Source organism: Streptomyces sp. R41 (assembly GCF_041053055.1).
Classification (GTDB): domain Bacteria; phylum Actinomycetota; class Actinomycetes; order Streptomycetales; family Streptomycetaceae; genus Streptomyces.
In genome coordinates, this window is the sequence record NZ_CP163443.1 from 8,544,770 (window position 1) to 8,566,338 (window position 21,569).

General features: G+C 70.5%; 22 protein-coding genes and 4 pseudogenes. 13 read left to right on the top strand and 13 right to left on the bottom strand.

Translation table 11 applies throughout. The features are described 5' to 3' along the window. Window positions 1-8: 8 nt before the first annotated feature. Window positions 9-332 (bottom strand): CU044_2847 family protein, encoded by a 324-nt coding sequence (locus AB5J53_RS38820; protein ID WP_369250292.1) that lies wholly within the window; start codon window positions 330-332, stop codon window positions 9-11. A 79-nt stretch (window positions 333-411) separates the two neighbouring features. Further along, window positions 412-1,245: a helix-turn-helix domain-containing protein gene (locus tag AB5J53_RS38825; protein WP_369250293.1), complete on the bottom strand. Its 834-nt coding sequence runs from the start codon at window positions 1,243-1,245 to the stop codon at window positions 412-414. A gap of 27 nt (window positions 1,246-1,272) precedes the next feature. Here AB5J53_RS38825 and AB5J53_RS38830 point away from each other — a divergent pair, with 27 nt between their 5' ends. From AB5J53_RS38830 to AB5J53_RS38840, 3 genes are all read left to right on the top strand, one after another. Continuing rightward, on the top strand, window positions 1,273-2,343 hold the full coding sequence (locus AB5J53_RS38830; RefSeq protein WP_369250294.1) for an ADP-ribosylglycohydrolase family protein: 1,071 nt from the start codon (window positions 1,273-1,275) through the stop codon (window positions 2,341-2,343). Between the two features lie 262 nt (window positions 2,344-2,605). Beyond that, window positions 2,606-2,911: a 4a-hydroxytetrahydrobiopterin dehydratase gene (locus AB5J53_RS38835; RefSeq protein ID WP_369250295.1), complete on the top strand. Its 306-nt coding sequence runs from the start codon at window positions 2,606-2,608 to the stop codon at window positions 2,909-2,911. 5 nt (window positions 2,912-2,916) lie between these two features. Continuing rightward, on the top strand, window positions 2,917-3,633 hold the full coding sequence (locus tag AB5J53_RS38840; RefSeq protein ID WP_369250296.1) for a methyltransferase domain-containing protein: 717 nt from the start codon (window positions 2,917-2,919) through the stop codon (window positions 3,631-3,633). Between the two features lie 44 nt (window positions 3,634-3,677). Here AB5J53_RS38840 and AB5J53_RS38845 read toward each other — a convergent pair whose 3' ends face one another. Together AB5J53_RS38845 and AB5J53_RS38850 are read right to left on the bottom strand one after the other, a co-directional pair. Next, window positions 3,678-4,166 carry a hypothetical protein gene (locus AB5J53_RS38845; RefSeq protein ID WP_369250297.1) on the bottom strand — a complete coding sequence of 163 codons (489 nt, stop codon included), beginning with the start codon at window positions 4,164-4,166 and terminating at the stop codon, window positions 3,678-3,680. Continuing rightward, window positions 4,163-4,642 (bottom strand): hypothetical protein, encoded by a 480-nt coding sequence (locus AB5J53_RS38850; protein ID WP_369250298.1) that lies wholly within the window; start codon window positions 4,640-4,642, stop codon window positions 4,163-4,165. Before AB5J53_RS38850 ends, AB5J53_RS38845 begins: the two co-directional genes overlap by 4 nt. Window positions 4,643-4,704: 62 nt before the next feature. On the opposite strand from AB5J53_RS38850, the gene AB5J53_RS38855 reads away from it, so the two are divergent. The 3 genes and pseudogenes from AB5J53_RS38855 to AB5J53_RS38865 form a co-directional block, all read left to right on the top strand. After that, window positions 4,705-5,652, top strand: a complete 948-nt coding sequence (locus AB5J53_RS38855) for a helix-turn-helix transcriptional regulator (RefSeq protein WP_369250299.1) — start codon at window positions 4,705-4,707, stop codon at window positions 5,650-5,652. An 88-nt stretch (window positions 5,653-5,740) separates the two neighbouring features. Next, window positions 5,741-6,226, top strand: a pseudogene (locus AB5J53_RS38860) (rhamnogalacturonan lyase); the annotation flags it as partial. 84 nt (window positions 6,227-6,310) lie between these two features. Next, a pseudogene (locus AB5J53_RS38865) lies at window positions 6,311-6,442 on the top strand (IS630 family transposase); the annotation flags it as partial. A 72-nt stretch (window positions 6,443-6,514) separates the two neighbouring features. Here the strand turns inward: AB5J53_RS38865 and AB5J53_RS38870 are convergent. Continuing rightward, window positions 6,515-7,549: a GlxA family transcriptional regulator gene (locus AB5J53_RS38870; RefSeq protein WP_369252719.1), complete on the bottom strand. Its 1,035-nt coding sequence runs from the start codon at window positions 7,547-7,549 to the stop codon at window positions 6,515-6,517. 145 nt (window positions 7,550-7,694) lie between these two features. Here AB5J53_RS38870 and AB5J53_RS38875 point away from each other — a divergent pair, with 145 nt between their 5' ends. From AB5J53_RS38875 to AB5J53_RS38885, 3 genes are all read left to right on the top strand, one after another. Further along, a complete protein-coding gene (locus AB5J53_RS38875; protein WP_369252721.1) occupies window positions 7,695-8,621 on the top strand; it encodes an NADP-dependent oxidoreductase in 927 nt (308 codons plus the stop codon). Between the two features lie 396 nt (window positions 8,622-9,017). After that, window positions 9,018-10,013 carry an NADP-dependent oxidoreductase gene (locus AB5J53_RS38880; RefSeq protein ID WP_369250300.1) on the top strand — a complete coding sequence of 332 codons (996 nt, stop codon included), beginning with the start codon at window positions 9,018-9,020 and terminating at the stop codon, window positions 10,011-10,013. A gap of 48 nt (window positions 10,014-10,061) precedes the next feature. Next, a complete protein-coding gene (locus AB5J53_RS38885; RefSeq protein ID WP_369250301.1) occupies window positions 10,062-10,664 on the top strand; it encodes a TetR/AcrR family transcriptional regulator in 603 nt (200 codons plus the stop codon). A 282-nt stretch (window positions 10,665-10,946) separates the two neighbouring features. On the opposite strand, the gene AB5J53_RS38890 is transcribed toward AB5J53_RS38885, so the two are convergent. From AB5J53_RS38890 to AB5J53_RS38900, 3 genes are all read right to left on the bottom strand, one after another. Further along, window positions 10,947-11,354, bottom strand: coding sequence for a hypothetical protein (locus tag AB5J53_RS38890; RefSeq protein WP_369250302.1), 408 nt, complete (start codon window positions 11,352-11,354; stop codon window positions 10,947-10,949). Window positions 11,355-11,687: 333 nt separating this feature from the next. Continuing rightward, window positions 11,688-12,713, bottom strand: a complete 1,026-nt coding sequence (locus AB5J53_RS38895) for a Gfo/Idh/MocA family oxidoreductase (RefSeq protein ID WP_369250303.1) — start codon at window positions 12,711-12,713, stop codon at window positions 11,688-11,690. A 50-nt stretch (window positions 12,714-12,763) separates the two neighbouring features. Next, window positions 12,764-13,546 (bottom strand): TIM barrel protein, encoded by a 783-nt coding sequence (locus AB5J53_RS38900; RefSeq protein ID WP_369252723.1) that lies wholly within the window; start codon window positions 13,544-13,546, stop codon window positions 12,764-12,766. Between the two features lie 182 nt (window positions 13,547-13,728). Between AB5J53_RS38900 and AB5J53_RS38905 the strand changes: the two genes are divergently transcribed. Both AB5J53_RS38905 and AB5J53_RS38910 read left to right on the top strand, forming a co-directional pair. After that, the gene (locus AB5J53_RS38905; RefSeq protein ID WP_369250304.1) at window positions 13,729-14,754 is read left to right on the top strand and encodes a LacI family DNA-binding transcriptional regulator; all 1,026 of its coding nucleotides are present in this window, start codon (window positions 13,729-13,731) and stop codon (window positions 14,752-14,754) included. Between the two features lie 27 nt (window positions 14,755-14,781). Next, on the top strand, window positions 14,782-14,916 hold the full coding sequence (locus AB5J53_RS38910; RefSeq protein WP_369250305.1) for a hypothetical protein: 135 nt from the start codon (window positions 14,782-14,784) through the stop codon (window positions 14,914-14,916). A gap of 222 nt (window positions 14,917-15,138) precedes the next feature. Here the strand turns inward: AB5J53_RS38910 and AB5J53_RS38915 are convergent. Further along, window positions 15,139-15,435, bottom strand: a pseudogene (locus AB5J53_RS38915) (IS630 family transposase); the annotation flags it as partial. Between AB5J53_RS38915 and AB5J53_RS38920 the strand changes: the two are divergent. After that, window positions 15,431-16,069: pseudogene (locus AB5J53_RS38920) on the top strand (class I SAM-dependent methyltransferase); the annotation flags it as partial. The pseudogenes AB5J53_RS38915 and AB5J53_RS38920 overlap by 5 nt on opposite strands. A gap of 43 nt (window positions 16,070-16,112) precedes the next feature. Here AB5J53_RS38920 and AB5J53_RS38925 read toward each other — a convergent pair. The 3 genes from AB5J53_RS38925 to AB5J53_RS38935 all read right to left on the bottom strand — a co-directional run bounded on the left by AB5J53_RS38925 (window position 16,113) and on the right by AB5J53_RS38935 (window position 17,442). Beyond that, window positions 16,113-16,295, bottom strand: coding sequence for a hypothetical protein (locus AB5J53_RS38925; protein WP_369250306.1), 183 nt, complete (start codon window positions 16,293-16,295; stop codon window positions 16,113-16,115). Window positions 16,296-16,311: 16 nt separating this feature from the next. Further along, a complete protein-coding gene (locus AB5J53_RS38930) occupies window positions 16,312-16,497 on the bottom strand; it encodes a hypothetical protein (RefSeq protein ID WP_369250307.1) in 186 nt (61 codons plus the stop codon). Between the two features lie 549 nt (window positions 16,498-17,046). Then, window positions 17,047-17,442 carry an NUDIX domain-containing protein gene (locus AB5J53_RS38935; protein WP_369250308.1) on the bottom strand — a complete coding sequence of 132 codons (396 nt, stop codon included), beginning with the start codon at window positions 17,440-17,442 and terminating at the stop codon, window positions 17,047-17,049. A gap of 334 nt (window positions 17,443-17,776) precedes the next feature. Between AB5J53_RS38935 and AB5J53_RS38940 the strand changes: the two genes are divergently transcribed. Then, a complete protein-coding gene (locus tag AB5J53_RS38940; protein ID WP_369252725.1) occupies window positions 17,777-18,679 on the top strand; it encodes a DMT family transporter in 903 nt (300 codons plus the stop codon). 108 nt (window positions 18,680-18,787) lie between these two features. On the opposite strand, the gene AB5J53_RS38945 is transcribed toward AB5J53_RS38940, so the two are convergent. Then, window positions 18,788-21,442 (bottom strand): cellulose binding domain-containing protein, encoded by a 2,655-nt coding sequence (locus tag AB5J53_RS38945; protein ID WP_369250309.1) that lies wholly within the window; start codon window positions 21,440-21,442, stop codon window positions 18,788-18,790. Between the last annotated feature and the right edge of the window lie 127 nt (window positions 21,443-21,569).

Here is a 21,569-nt window from a genome sequence, read left to right on the forward strand (position 1 = left end):
GCCCGCGCCTACTCGCCCCGGCGGCGGAAGGTCAGCGCCACTTCGAAGGTCGCCTCCGCCGATGCCTTGGAAAGAATCACTCCCGCCTCCGCGGTCAGCGTGATTCCGAAGGTCGCGGAAACCTCGCCCACTTCCCAGTCTTCATGGCTGGGCAGGTCGCCGAGACTGCCCGCGACCGATGCCGCACCGGCGTGGACGGCCTCTCGGATGTCGTCGATCCGGCTCCTCAGCGACTCGGCGATATTGGAGCCCCACGAGATCTCACGGCCACTTTGAAGATCCACGACCTGAACGAGCACCTCGGTCGCCGACTCGCCGTCCGGCTCGGCCATGCGCTTCCCCCTGCGGTGCCGTCCTGCAGTTGCGTAGATGCTTCCACAGATCCACGACTTGAACGAGCACGCGGTCGCGTCAAGTCGCCGACGACTGAAGGTATTTGACCGTCGCCGGGTCGGCCGGGAGGAAGGTCTCGATGGCCAGCTCGGCGACCGTCACGTCCATCGGCGTGTTGAAGGTGGAGATGGAGGAGATGAAGGACAGGAGCCGCCCGTCGTGCTCGATCTGCATGGGGAGGGCGAAGTAGGCGACGGGTCCGGCGAGTTCGTCGTCGGCGGGGTCCGGGGCCGGGACTGGGTAGGCGGCCACCTCCTCGTACAGGGCGCGCAGCGGCTCCGAGCGGCGCAGCGCGATCTGGCGGTCCATCTGGGCGAGCAGATGGTCGCGCCAGGCGCGCAGATTGCGGATGCGCGGCGCCAGACCCTGCGGGTGGAGGGTGAGACGCATGGCGTTCAGCGGAGGCGTGAGCAGGGACTCCGGTACGCCTTCCAGGAGCATGACGATGCCCCGGTTCGCGGCGAGCACGTTGTATGTGGCGTCGACCACCAGCGCCGGATACGGCTCATAGCCCTGGATCAGCCGCTCCATGCCCTCGCGCAGGGCATCCATCGACGGGTCGTCGAGCGGGGTCTCCGGGTAGTGCGGAGCGTAGCCCGCCGCGAGCAGGAGCGCGTTGCGGTCCCGGACGGGGATGTCGAGATGCTCGGCGAGCCGCAGCACCATCTCCTCGCTGGGGCGGGAGCGGCCCGTCTCGATGAAGCTGATGTGCCGGGCCGAGGAACCCGCCCGCAGCGCCAGCTCCAGCTGGCTCACCCGCCGCTGCTCGCGCCAGCCGCGCAGGAGCGGGCCGATGCCCTTGTCGACGGGGGCAGTTGGGGGCGCCGCGGCTCCGGACGGGACAATGGTCATACAAGGACCGTAGTCGAGGAGTTGTGCGTGAACGAGTCGGGGAATCTGTCCTGGGAGGCAGAGGCGGTCTACCGGGCGCGGGTGCGGGGCTGTCTGCTGGGCGGGGCGGTCGGGGACGCCCTCGGCTATGCCATCGAGTTCGCGTCGCTGGAGCGGATCCGTGCCGGGTACGGGCCCCAGGGTGCGACCGGGCTCGTACCCGACGGTGACGGGGTCGTGGGCCGGGTCAGCGACGACACACAGATGACGCTCTTCACGGTGGAGGGGCTCCAGCAGGCCCACGCGCGGGCCCGGCTCAAGGGGATCGGCGGTGCGTCGACCGCGTTGGTCCGGCAGGCGTACGAGCGGTGGCGGGAGACGCAGCATGAAGCCGAACCGGACGCGACGGCGACCGGCGGGCTCGCCGCGCAGGCCTGGCTGTACGCGCGCCGCGCCCCCGGCAACGCCTGTCTGTCCGGGCTCGCGCAGCACCACGTCCCCGACCCGTGGGGCGAGCTGGGTCCGCCCGGGCCCGTCAATCCGGAGTCGAAGGGGTGCGGCACGGTGATGCGCTCGGCGCCGTTCGGGCTCATGGTGCGCACCCCGGCCCGGCACGCGTTCGAGCTGGCCGCGCGGTGCGCCCAAATCACTCACGGTCACCCCACGGGGTACTACGCCGCGGGGGCGCTGGCCGCCATCGTCAGCCATCTGGTCGCGGGGGACTCCCTGGAGGGTGCCGTGCTGCGCACGCTGCGACTGCTCGTCCGCCATCCCGGGCACGAGGAGACCGCGGCCGCCCTGAACCAAGCCCTCGACCTGTCCGCCGAAGGCGCTCCGACCGCCGAGAAGGTCGAGTCCCTCGGTGCCGGCTGGATCGCCGAGGAGGCCCTGGCCATCGGCGTCTACTCCGCCCTCGCCGGCGACAAGGTCACCGACGCCCTCCTTCTCTCCGTCAACCACTCCGGCGACAGCGACTCCACCGGCTCCATCTGCGGCAACCTCCTCGGCGCGCGGTACGGCGACCACGGGCTCCCGCAGGAGTGGCTGGAGCGGATCGAGGGGCGCGCGCAGATCGCCGCCCTCGCGGACGACTTCGCCACGGAGTGCGTACGCCGCTGAGGTGGGGTTTGTTCCGCCCCGCCGCCCCGCAAGGGGCGCGGGGAACTGCGCGACAAGCCCCCACTGACCCGCAGCCAAAAGACAACCCAGGGGGTCTGGGGGGGGCGAAGCCCCCCGAGGTACGGGAATGGGTAGGGGCGGAGGAGGCGAAAGACCCTCGGTGTACCGGCGCCTGGCGTGTGCGGCGCAGCCGGCAGGGGACTGTGGCACGCTGAGGAACAGCCTCACCCGCACCCCCCCGCCGGACGAAAGGAGCGAGGTCATGGCCGTCGAACCGTTGTCGCAGAAGGAGATCGAGGAGCGGCTCGCGGAGTTGCCGGGCTGGTCGGTGGACGGCGACCGACTCGCCCGTTCCTACCGCCTCGGCTCGCACTTCGCGGCGACCGCGATGGTCGTGCACATCGCCCAGGTGCAGGAGGAGCTCGACCACCACTCCGACCTCACGCTCGGCTACAACACCATCTCCCTCACCGTGAACACGCACAGCGTCGGCGGCGCCATCACCGAACTCGACTTCGCTCTCGCCCGCAGGGTGGAGGACCTCGCCCCGGGACACGGGGCAAGCTGACCCACGTGCTGGATTACGACAAGGAAGCGGACGAGTACGACGCGACGCAGGGCGGCGAGCCCCGGGCCGCCGCGGCCGCCGACGCGGTGCTCGGCCTCGTCCCCGAGGGCGCGCGCAGCCTGCTCGACGTCGCGTGCGGCACCGGGATCGCGACGCGGCACCTCGCCGCCGGGCGGCCGGGGCTGCGGGTGACGGGCGCGGACGCCGCGCACGGCATGGCGCGGATGGCGGCCGCGCGCCTCCCGGGTGCCGTCATCCTCGCCGACTCCCGTCAACTACCTTTCACCGAGGGCTCGTTCGACGCCGTGTCCGTCGTCTGGCTGCTGCATCTGCTGGACGACGCGGCGCCCGTCGTCGCCGAGGCAGCGCGCGTCCTGCGCCCCGGCGGCGTCCTCGTCACCACCGTCGACAAGGCCGCCTCCCACCACGTGGGCAGCGACATCGACGCACTCGCCGCGCCCTACCGCGAGGAGCGAGCCACGGACGAGGCCGAACTCGTCACGGCGTACGCCGCCGAGCACGGCCTGCTCCCGAGCGGTACGGCCCGGTTCCGGGGCCACGGCCAGGGACGGATCCCGCGCCGCCTGGCCCGCTGCGTCCGGGACGGCGAGATCTACGCGGCCGGCGGCACCACGCTCGCCGAGCGCATCGAGGCGCTCCCGGACCCGGACTCACCGCGCCCGGACCCCGAGTTCACGCTGCGGGCGTTCCGGAAGGCCTGACCTGACGCGCGGCCGTTCCCGAAGGCCGGCTTGAGCACCCCTGCTCAAGCAGCTCCCCGCCGCGTGAACTCCATGACCCAGTTGGTCACCCACGTCCTCTCCCCGTCCACGGAGAACGCCTGCTCCCAACGCGCCGTGGTCTCCGAGATCCCCGACCACAGGAACCGCACCCGCACGTCCTTCCCGTCGTGCGTGTCGTCCCCGTAGAACTCGCCCCGGCCATCCGTGAATCGACCGATCACCGGCGGGAACAGCCTGCCGCTGCGGCTGGAGGACCAGTTCAGGGACCACTCGCGCGCCGCGGGGTCGAAGAGCCGCAGGGTGAGTCCCGTCCAGCCCTGCTCCGGCACCGCCAACTCGTCGACGTTCGCGGCCCCGTCGAACAGACTCCAGCAGCGGTTGGTGGCCGGGAACTCCTCCCAGTCGCTGTCGGCGTCGAGGAAGTCGGCTCGGCGGCGGTTGAGGACGTCCCACTCGCCGTGGAAGAAGTCGAAGTCGTGCGGAGTGCTGGTGCTGTCGTGTGCGCTGCTCATGAGCGGTCTCCTGTGGTGCCCTCGGGAAGAGAGTCCGCGAGGTAGGCGTCGAGGTCGGGGACGTCGGGCGCGAGCATGTGCCGCACCCAGGCGTCGCGTTCGTGCAGGATCGGCGGCAGCTCCCAGACGCAGCCGATCCACGGCAGGTCGGGCGTGATGAAGTGCGTCGGGTCCCGGTCCGGGCACCCGAGCACCGGCTGGCCCGCCGACGCGCCCCGGAAGTGCAGGACGTTGTCCCACACCCAGCTGTACGCGTTGAGGTACGCGCCGTCGTCGCCGCCCCGGTGCAGGACGACGAAGGTCGCGGGCGGGGTGCCGTCCGGCTCCGGGAGCAGCTTCGGGAGCATCGCGTAGGCCGCCTGCTCCACCTCGGGCGCGATACCCGCCGGATCGGCGGTGACGTGGTAGCGCTTGATCCGCCGCCCGGCCACCTCGATGGGCGGCGGCACGGTCAGCAGTTTCTCCAAGAAGGCCATGCGAGGAAGCTAGGTCCGCTTTCCTGACACCTTCTGTCAGTGAAGTCTGGGATTCTGGAGCGGTGAAATCAGCGCGGCTCGTCTCGATCCTCCTGCTCCTGCAGACCCGCGGCCGGATGACCGCCGCCCAGCTCGCCGAGGAGCTCGACGTCTCGGTGCGCACCATCTACCGGGACGTCGAGGCGCTGAGCACGGCCGGCGTCCCGCTGTACGGCGACGCCGGCCACGCGGGCGGCTACCAGCTCCTCGACGGCTACCGCACCCGCCTCACCGGCCTCACCACCGACGAGGCCGAGGCCCTCTTCCTCGCGGGCGTCCCCGGACCCGCCGCCGAGCTCGGCCTCGGCTCGGTCCTCGCCGCGGCCCAGTTGAAGGTGCGCGCCGCCCTCCCGCACGAGCTGCGCGCGCACGCCGACCGGATCAGCGGCCGCTTCCACCTGGACGCGCCCGGCTGGTACGCGGACGCCGACGAGACCCCGCACCTGCCCACCGTCGCCGACGCCGTCTGGAACAGCCGTGTCCTGCGCGTCCGGTACCGCCGCTGGCGCGAGCCCACCGACGTGGAGCGCCGCCTGGAGCCGTACGGCCTCGTCCTGAAGGCGGGCCGCTGGTACGTCGTCGCGGGGCCGGGGCCGCGTACGTTCCGCGTCGACCAGATCCTTGAAATCGCCCCGCCCGAGGAGGAGTTCACCCGTCCCGGGGACTTCGATCTCGCCGCGTACTGGTCGGCGTACCAGAGGGACTTCCTCGATCGGCTGCACCGAGCGGAGGCGGTCGTCCGACTCGCACCGGGAACTCGACTGAGCGGCCCCATGGCTCACGCCGTGCAGGTCAATGGCCGTACGGACAAGGATGGTTGGACACGTGCGACCGTCCCCATCGAGTCCGTGGACCACGCCCACCACGACTTCCTCCGCCTCGGTGCGGACATCGAGGTGCTCGAACCGGCGGAGCTGCGGGAGAGGATCGCGGCGACGGTGATCGCACTGGCGCGCATGTATGCGGGGTAGAGAGCGCTTGCCTATGGGCGGCAACTCCCTTGTGTCCAGCGGCAACTGAGGGAACAGAAGCAGTCTGTCCTCTCAGGAGGTAGTCACCGTGCAGCACCCGCACAGGCAGCACCGCAGACGCGCGATCGGATCGGCGATGGCGGCCACCGCCGCCCTCATCGCCGCCGGGCTCGCCGCCCTCGGCACCGGCTCGGCCCAGGCCGCCACCGCCCGTCAGGTCGAAGCCCTCGACCGGGGTGTCGTCAGCGTCCACACCGACAGCGGCGACCTCGTCAGCTGGCGCTGGCTCGGCACCGATCCGAACGACGTGTCGTTCAACGTCTACCGAGCCGGTACGAAGGTCAACTCGACCCCGATCACCGGCTCGACGAACTACTTCCACTCCGGCGCGCCCGCCCAGGCCGACTACACGGTCCGCGCGATCGTGAACGGCGTCGAGCAGGCCGACTCGGTCCACGCGATCCAGTTCCGTAGGGGCTACAAGGACGTGCCGATCACCCCGCCTGCCGGAGGCACGACGCCCGACGGAGTCGCGTACACCTACGAGGCCAATGACGCCTCCGTCGGCGACCTAGTGCTGTGACCGCATAGGTTCGCCGGGTCGGCGGTCGTGGCGGTTGGATGTGCGGTGACATCCGATCCGACCGCTGGAGGCGCGGTGGCCGAGCCCGTCCGTGTGCGCAGACTGACCGACCACGAGGGGCAGAAGCTGCAGCAGATCGTGCGCCGGGGCAGCACGAGTTCGGTGCGCTACCGGCGGGCGATGATGCTGCTGGCCTCCGCTGGAGGGGGCACCGGCAGCGGATGATCAGGCGGATCCCGGCCGGCCCGCGGAGCGGGTATGTGCGGCGCTGATGTGTCCTCAGACGCCCGCTTCCACCAGGTCGTCGGTATGGAAGGTGCGGCGGTAGGAGGCGGGTGAGACACCGAAGGCGGTGCGCATGTGGGCGCGCAGGGAGTTGGCGGAGCCGAAGCCACAGCGGTGGGCGACCAGGTCGATGGACAGGTCGGTGGTCTCCAGCAACTGCTTGGCCAGTTCCAGGCGTTGCGCGGTGAGCCACTGCACGGGGGTCATGCCGACCTCGTCGCGGAAGCGGCGGGTGAAGGAGCGCAGGCTCATCCGGGCGTGTTCGGCCAGGCGGTTCAGGGAGAGGGGTTCGCCGAGGTGTTCCAGGGCCCAGGCGCGGGTGGCGGTGGTGGTGGCGACGGTGGGTTCGGGCACCGGGCGGTCGATGTACTGGGCCTGGCCGCCGTCCCGCCAGGGCGGGACGACGCACATGCGGGCGGCGCGGTTGGCGGCGGCGGCGCCGTGGTCGCGGCGGATCATGTGCAGGCACAGGTCGACGCCGGCGGCGACGCCCGCGGAGGTCAGGACGTCGCCGTCGTCGACGAAGAGGACCTCCTCGTCGACCTTGACGCGGGGGTAGGCGCGGCGGAACTCGGGGGCGAGGTTCCAGTGGGTGGTGGCGGGCCGGCCGTCGAGGAGGCCCGCGGCGGCCAGGACGTAGGAGCCGGTGCAGATGGACACCAGGCGGGTGCCGGGCCGGATGCCGGCGATGGCCGCGGTGACCTCGGGCGGCAGCGGGCCGCCGCGGCCCAGCTCGGGCATGGCGTGCGTGGGCGGGACGATCACGGTGTCCGCGGCGGCCAGGGCCTCGGGACCGGCCGCGGGCTGCACGGTGAACCCGGCGTCGCTGAGGACCGGGGCGCCGTCGGCGGTGCAGACGGTGACCTCGTACAGCGGGCGTGAGCCGGCGTCCAGGACGCTGCCGAAGACGCGGGAGGGGATGCCGAGTTCGAAGGGCGGGACGCCGGGCAGGGCGAGGACGGCGATGCGGTGCCGCCCGGCCGCGTCGGCGCTCGGGTCGGGGCGGGGGTCGGTGCACGGCCACTGCATCTCGCTCATGGCCAGATCCTGTCACATAGTGGCCAGACGGCCAACACCATGGTGGGGGCGGGTGCCGGATCGTGGACTGCGTCGCGCCGGGAAGGGCCCGGGCGGCCGGTATCCGATCAAGACGGAAAAGAGTGAGGCGGACAGCATGCGTGCGGTGGTCGTGGAGCAGTGGGGCGGACCGGAGGTGCTCGTGGAGCGTGAGGTCGCCCGGCCCGAGCCGGGACTGAACGAGGTCCTGGTGCGGGTCCACGCGGCCGGTGTGAACCCGGTGGACTTCAAGACCCGGGCCAGCGGGGCCCTGATCGAGTGGGGCGAGGTCCCGGCGGTCGGCTGGGACGTCTCCGGCACCGTGGAGGCCGTCGGACCGGGCGTGGGGATGTTCCGCCCCGGGGACGAGGTGTACGGCATGCCGCTGTTCCCGCGGCAGGCCGGCGCCTACGCCGAGTACGTCGTCGCCCCGGCCCGCCACCTCGCGCCCAAGCCGGCGAACCTCACCCACGTGCAGGCGGCGGCGCTGCCGCTGGCCGCGCTGACCGCCTGGCAGGCCCTGGTGGACACCGCCGGGGTGCGCGCCGGTGAGCGGGTGCTGGTGCACGCGTCGGCCGGCGGGGTCGGCCACCTGGCCGTGCAGATCGCCAAGGCCCGCGGCGCGTACGTCATCGGCACGGCCAGCGCCGGCAAGCACGACCTGCTGCGGCAGCTGGGCGCGGACGAGGTGATCGACTACCGCACGGTCCGCTTCGAGGACGCCGTCGGGGACGTGGACGTGGTGCTGGACGGGCTCGGCGGCCAGAACGCCGAGCGGTCCCTGACGGTGCTGCGCCCGGGCGGCCGGCTGATCACCCTGCCCGGCCCCGACGACGTCCCCGCCGACGTCCCCGGCCACGTGCGGGCGGTGTGGATGCTGGTCGAGCCCGACCACCTGGGTCTGCGCGAGATCGCCGCCCTGGCCGAGCGGGGCGCGCTCACGCCCGTGGTCGAGACCGTCGTCCCGCTGGCCGAGGCCGCGAAGGCGCACGAGATCGGCGAGCAGGGCCGCACCACCGGGAAGATCGTCCTGAGCGTCGCCTGACGCCGGCCGCCCCGGCCGGGTCGGCTGCGGGCAGGTGGAGCGGGACCGGAGCCCCGGGACCGACCGGTCCCGGGGTTCCGGGCGCGGCCGAACGGGACGGGGCGGACCTGCGGGCACGGCCGGCTGCTGTGCCGTGACCCCGCTGACGCCATGTGCGGCGAACAGTTCGCGGGCTGCGGTCATGATGCGCTCACGCTTGGCCTGCTTGGCCCGCTCGCGGCGCCCGATCGGCATGTGACCGCGTCCCATGGGACCTCCCTTGAGAATAATTCTGAGTAGACTCATAATTGAGTGCAATCGGATTAATGGAGTGAGGGCTAGGCCCCATGTCACGCCGAATTGGCTGATCTGGCCTCACGCCTGGATAAACAGGATGAAGACAAGGAGTAGCGCCCCATGCGAGCGTTCGTCGTCACCAAGTACAAGGAGCCGCTGCAAGAGGCGGACGTCCCCGAACCCACCGTGGGGGAGCACGACGTGCTCGTCCGGGTGGAGGCCGCCGGACTGAACCCGCTGGATGAGAAAATCCGCGCCGGTGAGTTCAAGCAGATCCTGCCCTACAAGCTGCCGCTGATCCTGGGCAACGACGTCGCGGGCACCGTCATCAGCGTCGGGACGGCAGTTCGCGGCTTCAAGCCCGGAGACGAGGTCTACGCCCGGCCCCACCAGGACCGCATCGGCACGTTCGCCGAGCGCATCGCCATAGCGGAAGGCGACCTGGCGCTCAAGCCCGCTTCCATCAGCATGGAAGAGGCCGGCTCGCTGCCGCTGGCGGCGCTCACGGCGTGGCAGGCGCTGGTGGAGCGCGGGAAGGTGCGGCCAGGGCAGAAGGTTCTCATCCACGCCGGCGCCGGCGGGGTCGGTTCGATCGCGATCCAACTCGCCGCACACCTCGGGGCGAGCGTCGCCACGACCGCCAGCGGTTCCAACGCGGACTTCGTGCGCGCGCTCGGCGCGGACACGGTGATCGATTACCGCAGCCAGGACTTCGAGCAGCTCCTGACCGGCTACGACCTGGTGCTGGACAGCCTCGGTGGTGAGAATCTCGAGAAGTCCCTGCGGGTGCTCAAGCCCGGCGGCAAGGCCATCGGGATCGCCGGTCCCCCGGACCCCGCGTTCGCCCGCGAGGCCGGCCTGAACCCGCTGATGCGCCTCGCGGTCGCAGGCATGAGCGGCAAGATCCGCAGGCAGGCCAAGAAGCTCGGCGTGACGTATGAGTTCCTGTTCATGCGCGCCAGCGGCGACCAGCTCCGCCAGATCACCACCCTCGTCGACCAGGGCGTGGTGCGTCCGGTCGTGGGAAAGGTGGTCGGCTTCGACCAGACCCCGCAGGCGCTGCAGTCCCTGTCCCAGGGTGGTATCCGCGGCAAGGCCGTCATCGGCAGCAGCTGACCCGCCGCAACCGCGACGGGCGACACAGAACGCACGAGGACACCACCCATGTCTGTCGCCTCCCAGTCGGTCGGACGGCGCGAGCGGAACAAGCAGGAGAAACTCGACCGCATCGTCGCTGCCGCCAGTGAGCTGTTCGCCGAACACGGCGTCGATGAGGTCACGACCCAGCAGATCGCGGACAAGGCCGACATCGGCACCGGGACCCTGTTCCTTTATGCCAAGACCAAGGGCGAACTCCTCCTGCTTGTCCAGAACGCCAAGTACGTCGAAGCACTTGAGCAGGGCCGGGCGGACGCCGAGACCGTCCCAGGCGTGCTGGACGCGGTGCTGGCGATCGTCCGGCCGATCGTGGAGTGCAACCGCATCCAGATCGACAACGGACGCACCTACCTGCGAGAGATGGTCTTCGGCGACCCCGAGGAGCCCCGGCACGGCGCGGCACTGGCCATCGTCGCGCAGACCGAGGAGGCCGTCGCCGCCGTGCTGCGCCGAGACGAACGGGTCGCAGAGGGCGACGCCGCGACGCTGGCACACATCGTGTCCGCCGTGATGTTCCTCAGCATGGCGGCAGGCGTGAACATCGCCTTGAGCGTCGAGGAGATCGTGCAGGACATCCGCAGGCAGGTCGACGTCCTGCTGCCTCGCTGAAGCGCGGCCCCAGCCTCAGGCCCAGGCGACCATCCGGGTAGTCCTCGGCTGCAGCATGGCCCGAATCCCCAAATGGCAGGTCATCCGGCCGTTGCTGCCCATACCGGCATGACTGGACGGGTGGGGCGGCCGGCCGGAGGACTACCGCCACCGCGTGCTGCTGGGATTCCGGAGATTGCCTGCCTACGTGGCGTCGAGTCCCCGTCGCACAGTCCCTGTCCGCAGGATTCCGGGTCGAGGCCCGTGTGGTGCGGTCAGGGCTTTGTGGGTCGATTCAGCAGTTCAAGGGCGCCTTCGACGCGATGATGCCGTCCTACCGCGTCGTGCGTGGCGCAGGCGGCCAGGTCGGGGCGCTCGTAGGGCTGCCGGCAGACATGGCAGTCGTAGGTGACCGCCCCACCACTCGAACGCCGCCCGGTCGTCCATGGGCGCATCACGCCAGTCCCGCCTGCCTCGCGCGAACCACAGGAAGTCGAAGTACGTGCGCAGGTCCCGGACATGGGCGGCCTGGGTGTTCCACGGCGAAGACGCCAGCCACACCGAGAAATACCGGTTCAGCGCCACGTCGTACACGCCCGCCGGACTGATCAGGAACGGCTGCCCCTCGGGCACCCCCAGATCATCCAACCCCTCACCGAGATCGGCCAACAGGGAGCTGAACTCCCGTGCTCGCCAACCGGTGATCGACATGACGCTGGACGATAGTCCGTGGACAGCTCAACAGCGCATAACAGAAGTTATGGACAGGGTTTGCCATTGCCCGTTGTCCATGGCCCAAGTCAGGACGATGAAGGGCGGCTGGCCCACTCGCACGGATCGCCGCACTCGTCGGTGTCGGTGTCGGTGGACTGATCGCCTCCGTCATTGCCCTGTCTGTCGGCTCACCCTCTTCAGACGTCTACAAGTCACCGACACCCCCGCCGCACTCGAGGAGCGGGGGTGTCGCATGTTGGACTGACCTGGCCGTCACCCCGTACTTGTCGCACGGCGCCGGGGTCCGCGCTGCGGCCGAAGACCCGTGCTTCACAGGTCTTGGAGCTTGTCGACGCGGACGGGACCGCCGGTGGTGACGGACTGGATGGCGGCGAGGGCGATGGCCAGGGCAGCGCGTGCGTCCTCGCCGGTGGCGGAGGGGGTGCGCTCGGTGCGGACGCTGTCGGTGAAGTCGGCGAGTTCGGCCACATAGGCGTCGTGGAAGAGGTGCTGGTCATAGGTGACGCACTCGGCGGCGACGCCGTCCGGGCCGTATGCGGTCAGGTGGGTGCGGCGGACGTCGCCCATGGTGAGCATCCCGGCCGAGCCGAGGACCTCGGCGCGTACGTCATAGCCGTAGACGGCCTGGAAGCTGGCCTCGGCGGTGGCGAGGGCGCCGTTGTCGAAGCGGACGGTGACAACGGCGGTGTCGAGCAGGCCGCGGTCCTTGAAGTCGGGGCGGATCAGGGCGTCCGCCATGGCGAAGACCTCGACGGGTTCGGCACCGGGATTGAGGTGGCGCAGGACGTCGAAGTCATGGATGAGGGTCTCCAGGAAGATCGTCCACGGCGGTATGCGGGCCGGGTCGGCCAGAGCGGGGTCGCGGGTGAGCGAGCGCAACAGCTGCGGTGTGCCGATGGCGCCGGCGGCGATCTTCTCGTGGGCGGCCCTGAAGCCCGCGTCGTAGCGGCGGTTGAAGCCCACCTGGAGGGGCACGCCCGCATCCGCGGCGGCCGCGATGGCGCGGTCGGCCTCGGCGAGGGTGACCGCCATCGGCTTCTCACAGTAGACCCCCTTGCCCGCCTTGGCGGCCGCCTCGACCAGGTCGGCGTGGGTACGGGCCGGGGTGGCGATCACCACCGCGTCGATGTGCGGGTCGGCGAGCAGTTCACCGATGTCGGTGTAGGCGGTGGCGCAGCCGAGCCGGTCGCCCAGGCTCCGCGCGGCGCCCGGGGTGGGGTCGGCGATGGCGACGAGCCGGACGCCCGGGAGGCGGTGGGCGAGGGTCTCGGCGTGGAACGAACCCATCCGTCCGGCGCCGAGGAGGCCGACGGCGAGAGGCTGCTGGGTGGTCATGCGGGTGCTCCGTACGTCGTCGTCGGGGTAGGTACAGGCTGTGGAGACAGTCAGACGGTGAAGGCGGAGCGGAAGCGCTCCAGAGCGAGCTCGCTGTCGCTGGAGGCCCACGCCTCCATCGCGACCGTGCCCTCGTAGCCGAGGCCCGCCAGGGCGCGGGCGACGGCTGGGTAGTTGATCTCCCCGGTTCCGGGTTCGCGGCGGCCGGGGACGTCGGCCACCTGGATCTCGCCGATCAGGCCCAGGGCATGGGCCCTGCGGACCAGCTCGATCAGATTCCCCTCGCCGATCTGGGCGTGGTAGAGGTCCAGATTCATCCGCAGCCCGGGCCGGTCCACGGCCGCGACCAGGGCCAGGGTGTCGGCGGCCGTCGCGAACGGCACCCCGGGGTGGTCGACGGCGGTGTTGAGGTTCTCCAGGGTGAAGACGACCCCGGCGCTCTCGCCCAGCTCGGCGAGGCGGGTGAGCGTGCGGTGGGCGGTGATCCACATCTCTCCGGTGGCCTCGCCGGTCACCGGCACCACGGGCAGGCCCTGGCCGTCCAGTCCGGTGCCGTGCAGGTTCAGGCGAGGGCAGCCCAGTTGCTCGGCCGCCTTGAGCGACTCCTCGGCGGTGCTCAGGAGTTCGGCCGCGCCCTCCTCGTCGGTCAGACTGCCGCGGATGTAGCCGGTCATGGAGGAGAAGTCGGCCGGGGTCCGGGCCAGAGCGGCAAGGTCGTGCCGGGTCCAGTCCCAGATCTCGACCTGGAAACCGGCGTCATGGATGCGCCGTGCCCGCTCGTCGATCGGCAGATCCAGGAAGACCATCTCGGCGCAGGCCGCCAGTGTGTACATCGCCACGTACCTCTCTCCGCGACTTCGGACTAGAACGTTCAAGGAACTAGAACGTTCTAGAACTCCGTGGAGCAGCAGTACGCCAGCTGTCGCCCTCCCCTGTCAAGGCTCCGGTGGCCCGTGAAAGCTAGAACGTTCTATAGTCGACTCCGTAGGAGACGACTCCGACCAGGGAGGACAGGTTGCCGGCGACCCCAGCGGTCCCCAACGGAAAGCGACCGACGCTCGCCGACGTGGCGTCACGGGCAGGGGTGTCCACGGCGCTGGTCTCCATCGTGATGCGCGGCGCGAAGGGGGCCGGCGAGGCCACCCGCGAGCGCGTCCTTCAGGCCGCGCGGGAGATCGGTTACCGACCCGACGCCCGGGCCCGGCTGCTCCGCAGCCACCGCTCCCATCTGCTCGGGGTGCAGTTCGGCCTCCAGCATCCGTTCCACTCCGACCTGGTGGAGGGCATCTACGCGGCGGCCGAACCGGCCGGGTACCAGATCGCGCTGAGTGCAGTGGCCGCCGGGCGCGGCGAGCAGCGCGCCGTCGAGACGCTGCTCGACGACCGCTGCGAGGCGCTGATCCTGCTCGGCCCGCAGGCCCCCGCCGCGCGGCTGGCGGAACTCGCCGGGCAACTGCCGGTCGTCTCCGTGGCCCGCCGGCTGCGGCCGTCCGTCCCGGGCCTGGAGGTCGTACGGACCGCCGACGACGAGGGAGCCCGCCAGGCGGTGGTCCACCTCGTCGCTCTGGGCCACCGCGACATCGCCCACATCGACGGCGGCCGGGCACCGGGCGCAGCCGACCGGCGCCGCGGCTACCGCACCGCCATGAACCGCCACGGCCTGGGCGAATACATCCGCATTCTCCCCGGCGGTCTCACTGAGGAGGAAGGCGCCGAGGCCGCCCGAACCCTGTCGGCCACTCGCCCGCGCCCCACCGCCGTACTGGCCTTCAACGACCGCTGCGCGACCGGCGTACTCGACCTCTTCCTCCGCTCCGGCGTCGCGGTCCCCGGCGACATCTCCGTCGTCGGGTTCGACGACAGCCATCTGGCCCGCCTGGCCCACATCGACCTCACCACCGTCGGACAGGACATCGCACGCCTCGCCGGGCTCGCCGTCGGCCGGGCCGTCGCACGCCTGGAGGGCGCGGAGATCCCCGCCGGGGAACAAGTCATCACCCCCCGTCTTGTCGTCCGGGGAACGTCCGCCCCGCCCCGCTGAAGGCAGATCCCGGGGTGCGCGGCCTGTGTGTTCCACGGCGACGACGCCCGCCACACCGAGAAGTACCGGTTCGACTCGACGTCGTACATGCCGACCGGCCTGATCAGGAACGGCTGCCCCTCGGGCACACGCATCCCGCGGCCACATCAGCTCGGCGAGTGAAGTGCGCCCGCCATGTCGATCACTGGATGGCGGGTGCACTTCACCCGCCATCCAGTGATCGACATGGCGCCGGACGATATCCCGCGGACAGCTCAACAGCGCATAACAGAAGTGGGACGGTTACCGCGCCCTGGCCGGCCGGTGGGCCGACGGCCGTGTCGCCCTACGGAGCCGCAACGGCAGCGATCTAATGCTGTGACCGCGTAGGTTCGCCGGGTTGGATCAGGCTGCGGTTGTGAGGGGGCGTCCGCCCCATCGGGTGCCTTTCTCGCTGCGGATGCGGGCGCGTTCCTTGCGTTCGGCGGCCAGGACGTCGCAGTGGCGGGCATTGGCGTTGCGCCAGCGGAGGTAGGAGTGCAGGGCCCTGGTCTGGACGGTGTGGTTGGGGTGGTGGGAGTTGGCGATGGTGAACTGCCGCAGTGGTCCGAAGTGCGCCTCGATCGGGTTCGCCCAGGAGGCGTAGGTCGGGGTGAAGCACAGCTCGACCTTGTGCTTCTTTGCCCAGCGGCGGATGTCGGCGCTGAACGTGGGCGCCGGCACCGGCTCCTACGAACCCCCGGACCGCGACGTGACCGCGGTGGAACCGTCGGCGGTCATGCGGGCGCAGCGTCCCGCGAGCGCGGCGCCGTGCGTGGCCGCCGCCGCGGAGAGCCTCCCGTTCGAGGACCAGTCCTTCGACGCCGCGATGGCCTTCAGCACCGTTCATCACTGGCAGGACCCGATCGCCGGGCTGCGTGAGATGCGGCGCGTGGCCCGCCGCGTGGTGGTGTTCACCTACGACGCCAGTGACACCGGCTGGCGTCAGCGGTTCTGGCTCACCCGCGACTACCTGCCCGAATTCGCTGACCTTCTCGTCGACTGGCCTTCACTGGCCGACCTGACCCGCGCGATCGGGGGCCGTGCGGAGCCGGTGCTCATCCCGTGGGACTGCGCTGACGGCTTCTTCGAGGCCTACTGGCGCCGGCCCGAGGCGTACCTGGACGAACAGGTGCGCCGCGCGGTATCGGTATGGACCAGAGTCGGGCCGGAGGCCGAGCAGCGGGCGGTAAACAGGCTTCGCGACGACCTGTCCTCAGGCCTGTGGGCCGAGCGCAACCGCGACCTCGTCGCACTCGACGCGGCAGAGCTCGGCCTCCGCCTTCTCGTAGCCTGAACCATCGTGCGCGAGAACGCCGCAAGGAGCTGACCCGCCGGAATCAGTAGACGTTGCCGCGGCGACGCTTGGTCTCGAAGGCGCGCTCGACCTGGAGGCCGTCGCCGTACAGGTCGAGCCTGGACCGGTCGGTCCAGGCCATCAGCTGCATCAGGGCGCCCTCGGAGCGCGCTACGCCCACCTCGGTATGGACGCCGCCGCCGCGCTGCCATCTGGCTCCGCACATGATCGACGGACAACTCCTAGTCGGCGGGCGCGTCGGCGGGCGCGTCCGACTCCAGCCGTTGCGTCCACACCTGCGCCGCGATCAGATCAGCCTCATCCTGCGGCGTGCCCGCCTTGACCAAGATGATTCCGCTGCTGCCGTCGGGGAACTTCACACTCCGCGCCTCCATGCCCAACCGGCCAGGCGTCGACTCCTCCGGCATGCTCGCTCCTCCCAGTCGGGGAGACCACGCTAAAACGCCTCCACCACAGTCGGCATGGGCGTTCGGCCAGACGGCCTACGGCTCAGTCAGCGTGTACGGATCAGGCAGCGGCCCGATCGGCAGCCCGGGTCGGCCAGGCCGGGCATCGCCGAAGCGGCAGCCGCCCGCCTCGCGGAAGGGCGTCAGGAAGCCCCAGACGGGTCGTACCGCCGGCCTCGCGCCGCGTGACCGTGACGCTGCGACCGTGCCGGAAGCCTCCCCTTCGGGAGTGGTGGTCGCTCCCAGGCGCCGCCCCTCAGCGGCAACCACGCCGATCCCGACCACAACGCGGCCCCGCCCCGCCATCGGACGAAGCAGAGGCAGGCCCCAGCCTCTGGCCCGAGCCAGAACTGGCCGCCTGGGTGGACCCTTGAGAGCGGATCAAGACCGCACCGAATCTGGCCTCCCACCTGCGGGAACCGTCGAATCGGCCGGCCCTGTAGGATCCGTCGCGCAGCGTGGGGGTTGCGCGGCAAGGCGTTGGCCAGAGGTGGAAGCGGCCGGAACTCGTCAATGCGGCAGGACGCTGTCGAGGTACGTCTGCACCGGCCCGAACAGCCCGGCCGGAATCAGCGCCGAAATCTCCCGGAGCCGCACCCAGCGAGCCTCCGAGACCTCCCGCGGACTCGCGGCGTGGGCCATGCCCGAGACATACCGGCAGGCCACGTAGACCACCGGCCTGCCGGTCGCCGGATGCACCCGCTCACCGAGCAAGAGGACCGGCTCCACCGTCACACCCGCCTCCTCCAGGGCCTCCCGCGCGGCAGCCTCGCCCGCGGTCTCGCCTGGCTCGACCTTGCCCGAGGGGAACGTCCACAGCAGGGAGCCGGCGGGGGTGCTGCGGCGGATCAGCAAGACACGGCCCGCGTGAGCGACCACCGCGCCGGCAATCGGGGGATCGTCCATCCAACCTCCAGCGCACCGTTTCCTACGAAAGGCACTACACCTCCGGCCCGAAACGGAAACCTCAACTCCTGCTCTGAGAACGGAAGCTGTGTGGCGATTGCCGAGCACGTCACAAGCTTCGGAACCGACTACGAAGCAGCCCGGAACGCCTTGCTCCACCTGTAGTCGAACCAGGCCCCTCAAGGGGGCTGGAGTTCTCCACGCCGCGGCGGGCGATCCGCGGCACGATCTGCCGGCGTCGCAGCCAAGCGCGCAGATGGGGTCGCGTCCCAGAACCCCAAGAAAATCACGTGCCGCGCTGCGCCCGATCGTCGAGAATCCAGGCGTGGCCACCATGAACATCGACTGGACCAAACGCGGCCCGTCCCCCCGACCCTCCCTGACCGCGCGGGCTGGACGTACCTTCGGCGCGATCCCGCCCACGGCACTTGTACTGCTCGGCATCGTCAGCGTTCAGGTGGGCTCGGCATTGGCCAAGCACCTGTTCAGCGCAGTGGGCAGCTTCGGGACAGTCTCGTTGCGACTGTTCTTCGCGGCGGCGGTGTTGATGCTGTTGTGGCGGCCGTCACTGCGCATGAATCGTCGCACGTGGACAGTAGTGCTCAGCTACGGCGTGATTCTCGGCCTGATGAACCTGTGCTTCTACCTGGCGCTGGCCCGGATCCCGCTGGGGATCGCGGTAACCACCGAGTTCCTCGGGCCGCTGGTTGTGGCCCTGGCCGGGTCGAGGCGATGGCTGGACGCTTTCTGGGCCGTGCTCGCGGCAGGCGGTGTGGTCCTGCTGATGGAGGGAAGCGGCGACCTCAACCTTGTCGGTTTTCTGTTCGCCCTCGCCGCGGGAACGTGCTGGGGCCTGTACATCCTGGTCGGCGCGGCGCTGGGCCGCCACACCACGGAAGGCAATGGTCTGGCTCTGGGAATGGCCGTCGCGGCACTGGTGGCTGTGCCTTTCGGCGTGGCCGACAGCGGAACGGCGCTGATTCAGCCGTGGATCCTGGTTGCGGGGCTCGGCGTGGCACTGTTGTCGTCGGTGATCCCGTACTCGCTGGATCTGGAAGCACTACGCAAGATCCCACCGCGCGTGTTCGGCATCCTGATGAGCCTCGAACCAGCGATGGCGGCCCTCATCGGCCTCATCGTGCTCCAGGAGTCGCTGCACTGGTCGCAGTGGATCGCGGTGCTGTGCGTGGTGGCCGCATCGGCGGGCGCCGCACGCGGCACCGGCCCAGACGTCTGACCGCCGGTAGCGGGAGGGGCGGTCATCTCGCAGACGGTGCCGTAACTCCGTAGTGCTTGCCGCTCCTTGGAGAGGGCGCGTGCCCGGTGTGGCACGCGCCCTCGATCGTCAGGCGACCGTGCAACTCTGGTCGCCCAGCTTGAATGACGTCGGCTTCGTGTTGGAGCCCGACCAGCTCCCCGTGAACCCGAAGCTCACCGACGAACCCGGTGCCACATTGGCGTTCCAGTTCAGGTTCTTCGCCGTCACCGCCGCGTCGGTCTGTGTGTAGTCGGCGTTCCAGAGCTGTGTGATCTTCTGGCCGTCCGGGAAAGTCCAGCCGAGTGACCAGCCGCTCCAGGCGCCGGAGCCGGTGTTGGCGAGTGCCACGTCCGCCTGGAAGCCGCCCGACCACTGGTTCGTGATCTTGTACGTCACCGTGCAGGCGCCCGTCGGTGTGGGATCCGTGCCGCCTCCGCCGCCCCCGCTCGTGTCCGAGGTGTCGCCGTAGATGATCCCCCGCCCGTTCGTCGAGATGTACACCCGCCCGTAGACCCGAGGGTCGCCGGTGATCGCCGCGCCCGTCCAACCCCACTGGTGGGCGTCGTCGTTGATGCGGGTCCAGTTCGCGCCCTTGTCGGTCGAGCGGAAGATCCCGCGTACGCCGCCGATCTTCGCGCTGGTGTAGAGCGTCTGGTACGAGACTCCCGTGGCCGCCTTGCCGAAGCCGATGGTGTCGGCCTGCTCCACGTTCGACAGCTTGGTGAAGCTCGCGCCGCCGTCCGTCGAGTGCCACAGCCCGTACGCGCCGTCGCTCGCGCCGCCCGCGAGCCACACGTCGCCCTTCGTACCGGGCAACGCCTTGAAGCGCACGCTGTCACCGCTCGGGAGGCCGGTGGCGAGCGACGCCGTGAAGGTCGCGCCGCCGTCCGAACTGACGTAGAACTTGCCTGACTTGAAGCCGTAGAAGGTCTTCGGGTCCACCCGGTCCGACTCGACGACCGCGCCGGAGGGGATCCCGCTGGACGCCGCCCACGACGTGCCGAACCCGGTCACGTACTGCACGCCGGTGCCCGCCGGGCTCCACACGAAGCGGCTGCCGTCGGACGCGGCCGCGGCCGTGCCGCCTCCCGTGACGCCCGAAGGGTCGGTGCCCGCGAACCAGTTGGCGCCGTTGTCCGTCGAGAAGCCGATGTGCGGGCCCGAGTCGAGGTTGCCGACCCGGACGACCGTGTTCGGGTTGGTCTCGGCGTAGTCGAGGCTCGTCGTGGTGGTGAGGTTCGGCGAGGTGTACATCATCGACGGCACCTTGGTGAGGTCCGTGTGCCGGAAGCCGCCGATGTCACCGAGGGCACTGAGCAGAGAAGCCCCCGACGGGGGAGAGGCGAGGTCGTTGACGGCCGTCTCCTCCAGGCCCTGGACCATCGGCTTGATGGTGAACTGGCTTCCGCTGTCCCAGTTGGTGAGGTTCTCGGTGCCGTAGATCGTCGCGCCCGTTCCGTACATCATCCGAGCGGAGTCGAACGGGTCGATTTCCAACCCCTCCGTCATCCAGCCGAGTTTGGGGGTCTGTTCGGGGGGTGAGGGGTTCGCGCCGAAGGTCAGCCAGGGGACGGACGACACGTCCATGGTGTAGCGGTTCGAGCGGTTGGGGTACGAGGTGTAGTCCCAGGCCTTCGTCCAGGTGCCGCCGCTGTCCGTGGACCTGAAGATCTGGGTGTCGGGCCACCAGGAGCTGTACGCCGTCGCCATCACCGTGCCCGGGTGTTGCCGGTCGACCGTCAGCCCGCTGAAGCCGTAGTACGTGTCGGCCTCCGCGACCGGGCTGATGTTCGTCCAGGTCCCGGTCCTGGTCGCGTACCGCCACAGCTGCCCCTTGCCACCGTCGTACGGGCCGCCCTTGTCGCTGTAGGCGAGATAGAGGTAGCCATTGGTGGCGTCGAGGACGCCCTTGTGGGCGAGGTAGCCGGTGGGCTGCCCGGAGAGCCGGGACCAGGTCGTGCCGCCGTCCGTCGAGCGGTAGACCGCGTTGTCCTTGTCGGCGACGCCGACGTAGACGGTCTGCGTCGCGCTGCCCGACGTACCCGTCGACTCGTCGAAGGTGACCCAGACGATGCCTTGGTTGTCGGAGGCGTAGCCGCTGGTGTCGGTCGAATCCTGCACGTAGTCGCCGACGTTGGGGAAGTTCGTGACCTGGGACCAGCTCGCCCCCGAGTCCGTCGACCGCCACAAGCCCTTGCCGCTGGGCGTGCCCAGATAGAGCACGCTGTTCTTGTGGGGGTCCACGGCCAGGCGCTCGCCCATGCCACGTCCGGGCATGTTGCCGCCCAGCTTGAAGGGCAGGTCCGCCTTCTGCCAGCTCGCGCCCCGGTCGGCGGAGCGGAGCACGGCGCCATTCGTCGGGTCCCAGCTGTTGGTGTACGTGCCGACCGCCGCGTACACCTTGTTCGGGTCGACGGAGTCCGAGGCGAGGCTGACGACCCCGGTGTGGCCCCACTCGCTCCAGCCGACCGAGTCGAGCAGTGGGGTCCAGGTCTTGCTCGACTCCACCCAGCGGTACGCGCCGCCGATGTCCGTGCGGGCGTAGGCGAGGTTCTTCTCGGAGCGGTTGAAGACGATGCCGGGGACGAAGCCGCCGCCGTCGACCCGGGCGTTCTTCCAGGTGTACGTGTCGGCGGCGAGGCTTGTCGCATTGGGGGTGCTCGCGGCCACGGCGGGCGGGGTGCCGGCCAGTAAGCCGGCCGCGAGCGCGAGCACGGCCGTGAGGATGCGGGTTCTTCGCACGGTGGGGGTCCTCTCATGAAGAGAAGGGCGCGACGGCCGGGCGGCCCCCTGTGCGGGTGAGGACCGCCCGGCCCGAGCCCTGCCGCACGAAGGCGACAGGGCCTGGTACGCGGAGCTTTAGCGGGGA

Excerpts from the sequence above, each read along its gene's own strand:
- AB5J53_RS38820 (WP_369250292.1), bottom strand. The coding sequence starts at position 332 with ATGGCCGAGCCGGACGGCGAGTCGGCGACCGAGGTGCTCGTTCAGGTC.
- AB5J53_RS38825 (WP_369250293.1), bottom strand. The coding sequence starts at position 1,245 with ATGACCATTGTCCCGTCCGGAGCCGCGGCGCCCCCAACTGCCCCCGTC.
- AB5J53_RS38835 (WP_369250295.1), top strand. The coding sequence starts at position 2,606 with ATGGCCGTCGAACCGTTGTCGCAGAAGGAGATCGAGGAGCGGCTCGCG.
- AB5J53_RS38845 (WP_369250297.1), bottom strand. The coding sequence starts at position 4,166 with ATGAGCAGCGCACACGACAGCACCAGCACTCCGCACGACTTCGACTTC.
- AB5J53_RS38850 (WP_369250298.1), bottom strand. The coding sequence starts at position 4,642 with ATGGCCTTCTTGGAGAAACTGCTGACCGTGCCGCCGCCCATCGAGGTG.
- AB5J53_RS38870 (WP_369252719.1), bottom strand. The coding sequence starts at position 7,549 with ATGCAGTGGCCGTGCACCGACCCCCGCCCCGACCCGAGCGCCGACGCG.
- AB5J53_RS38875 (WP_369252721.1), top strand. The coding sequence starts at position 7,695 with ATGCGTGCGGTGGTCGTGGAGCAGTGGGGCGGACCGGAGGTGCTCGTG.
- AB5J53_RS38880 (WP_369250300.1), top strand. The coding sequence starts at position 9,018 with ATGCGAGCGTTCGTCGTCACCAAGTACAAGGAGCCGCTGCAAGAGGCG.
- AB5J53_RS38885 (WP_369250301.1), top strand. The coding sequence starts at position 10,062 with ATGTCTGTCGCCTCCCAGTCGGTCGGACGGCGCGAGCGGAACAAGCAG.
- AB5J53_RS38890 (WP_369250302.1), bottom strand. The coding sequence starts at position 11,354 with ATGTCGATCACCGGTTGGCGAGCACGGGAGTTCAGCTCCCTGTTGGCC.
- AB5J53_RS38895 (WP_369250303.1), bottom strand. The coding sequence starts at position 12,713 with ATGACCACCCAGCAGCCTCTCGCCGTCGGCCTCCTCGGCGCCGGACGG.
- AB5J53_RS38900 (WP_369252723.1), bottom strand. The coding sequence starts at position 13,546 with ATGTACACACTGGCGGCCTGCGCCGAGATGGTCTTCCTGGATCTGCCG.
- AB5J53_RS38925 (WP_369250306.1), bottom strand. The coding sequence starts at position 16,295 with ATGTGCGGAGCCAGATGGCAGCGCGGCGGCGGCGTCCATACCGAGGTG.
- AB5J53_RS38930 (WP_369250307.1), bottom strand. The coding sequence starts at position 16,497 with ATGCCGGAGGAGTCGACGCCTGGCCGGTTGGGCATGGAGGCGCGGAGT.
- AB5J53_RS38935 (WP_369250308.1), bottom strand. The coding sequence starts at position 17,442 with ATGGACGATCCCCCGATTGCCGGCGCGGTGGTCGCTCACGCGGGCCGT.
- AB5J53_RS38940 (WP_369252725.1), top strand. The coding sequence starts at position 17,777 with ATGAACATCGACTGGACCAAACGCGGCCCGTCCCCCCGACCCTCCCTG.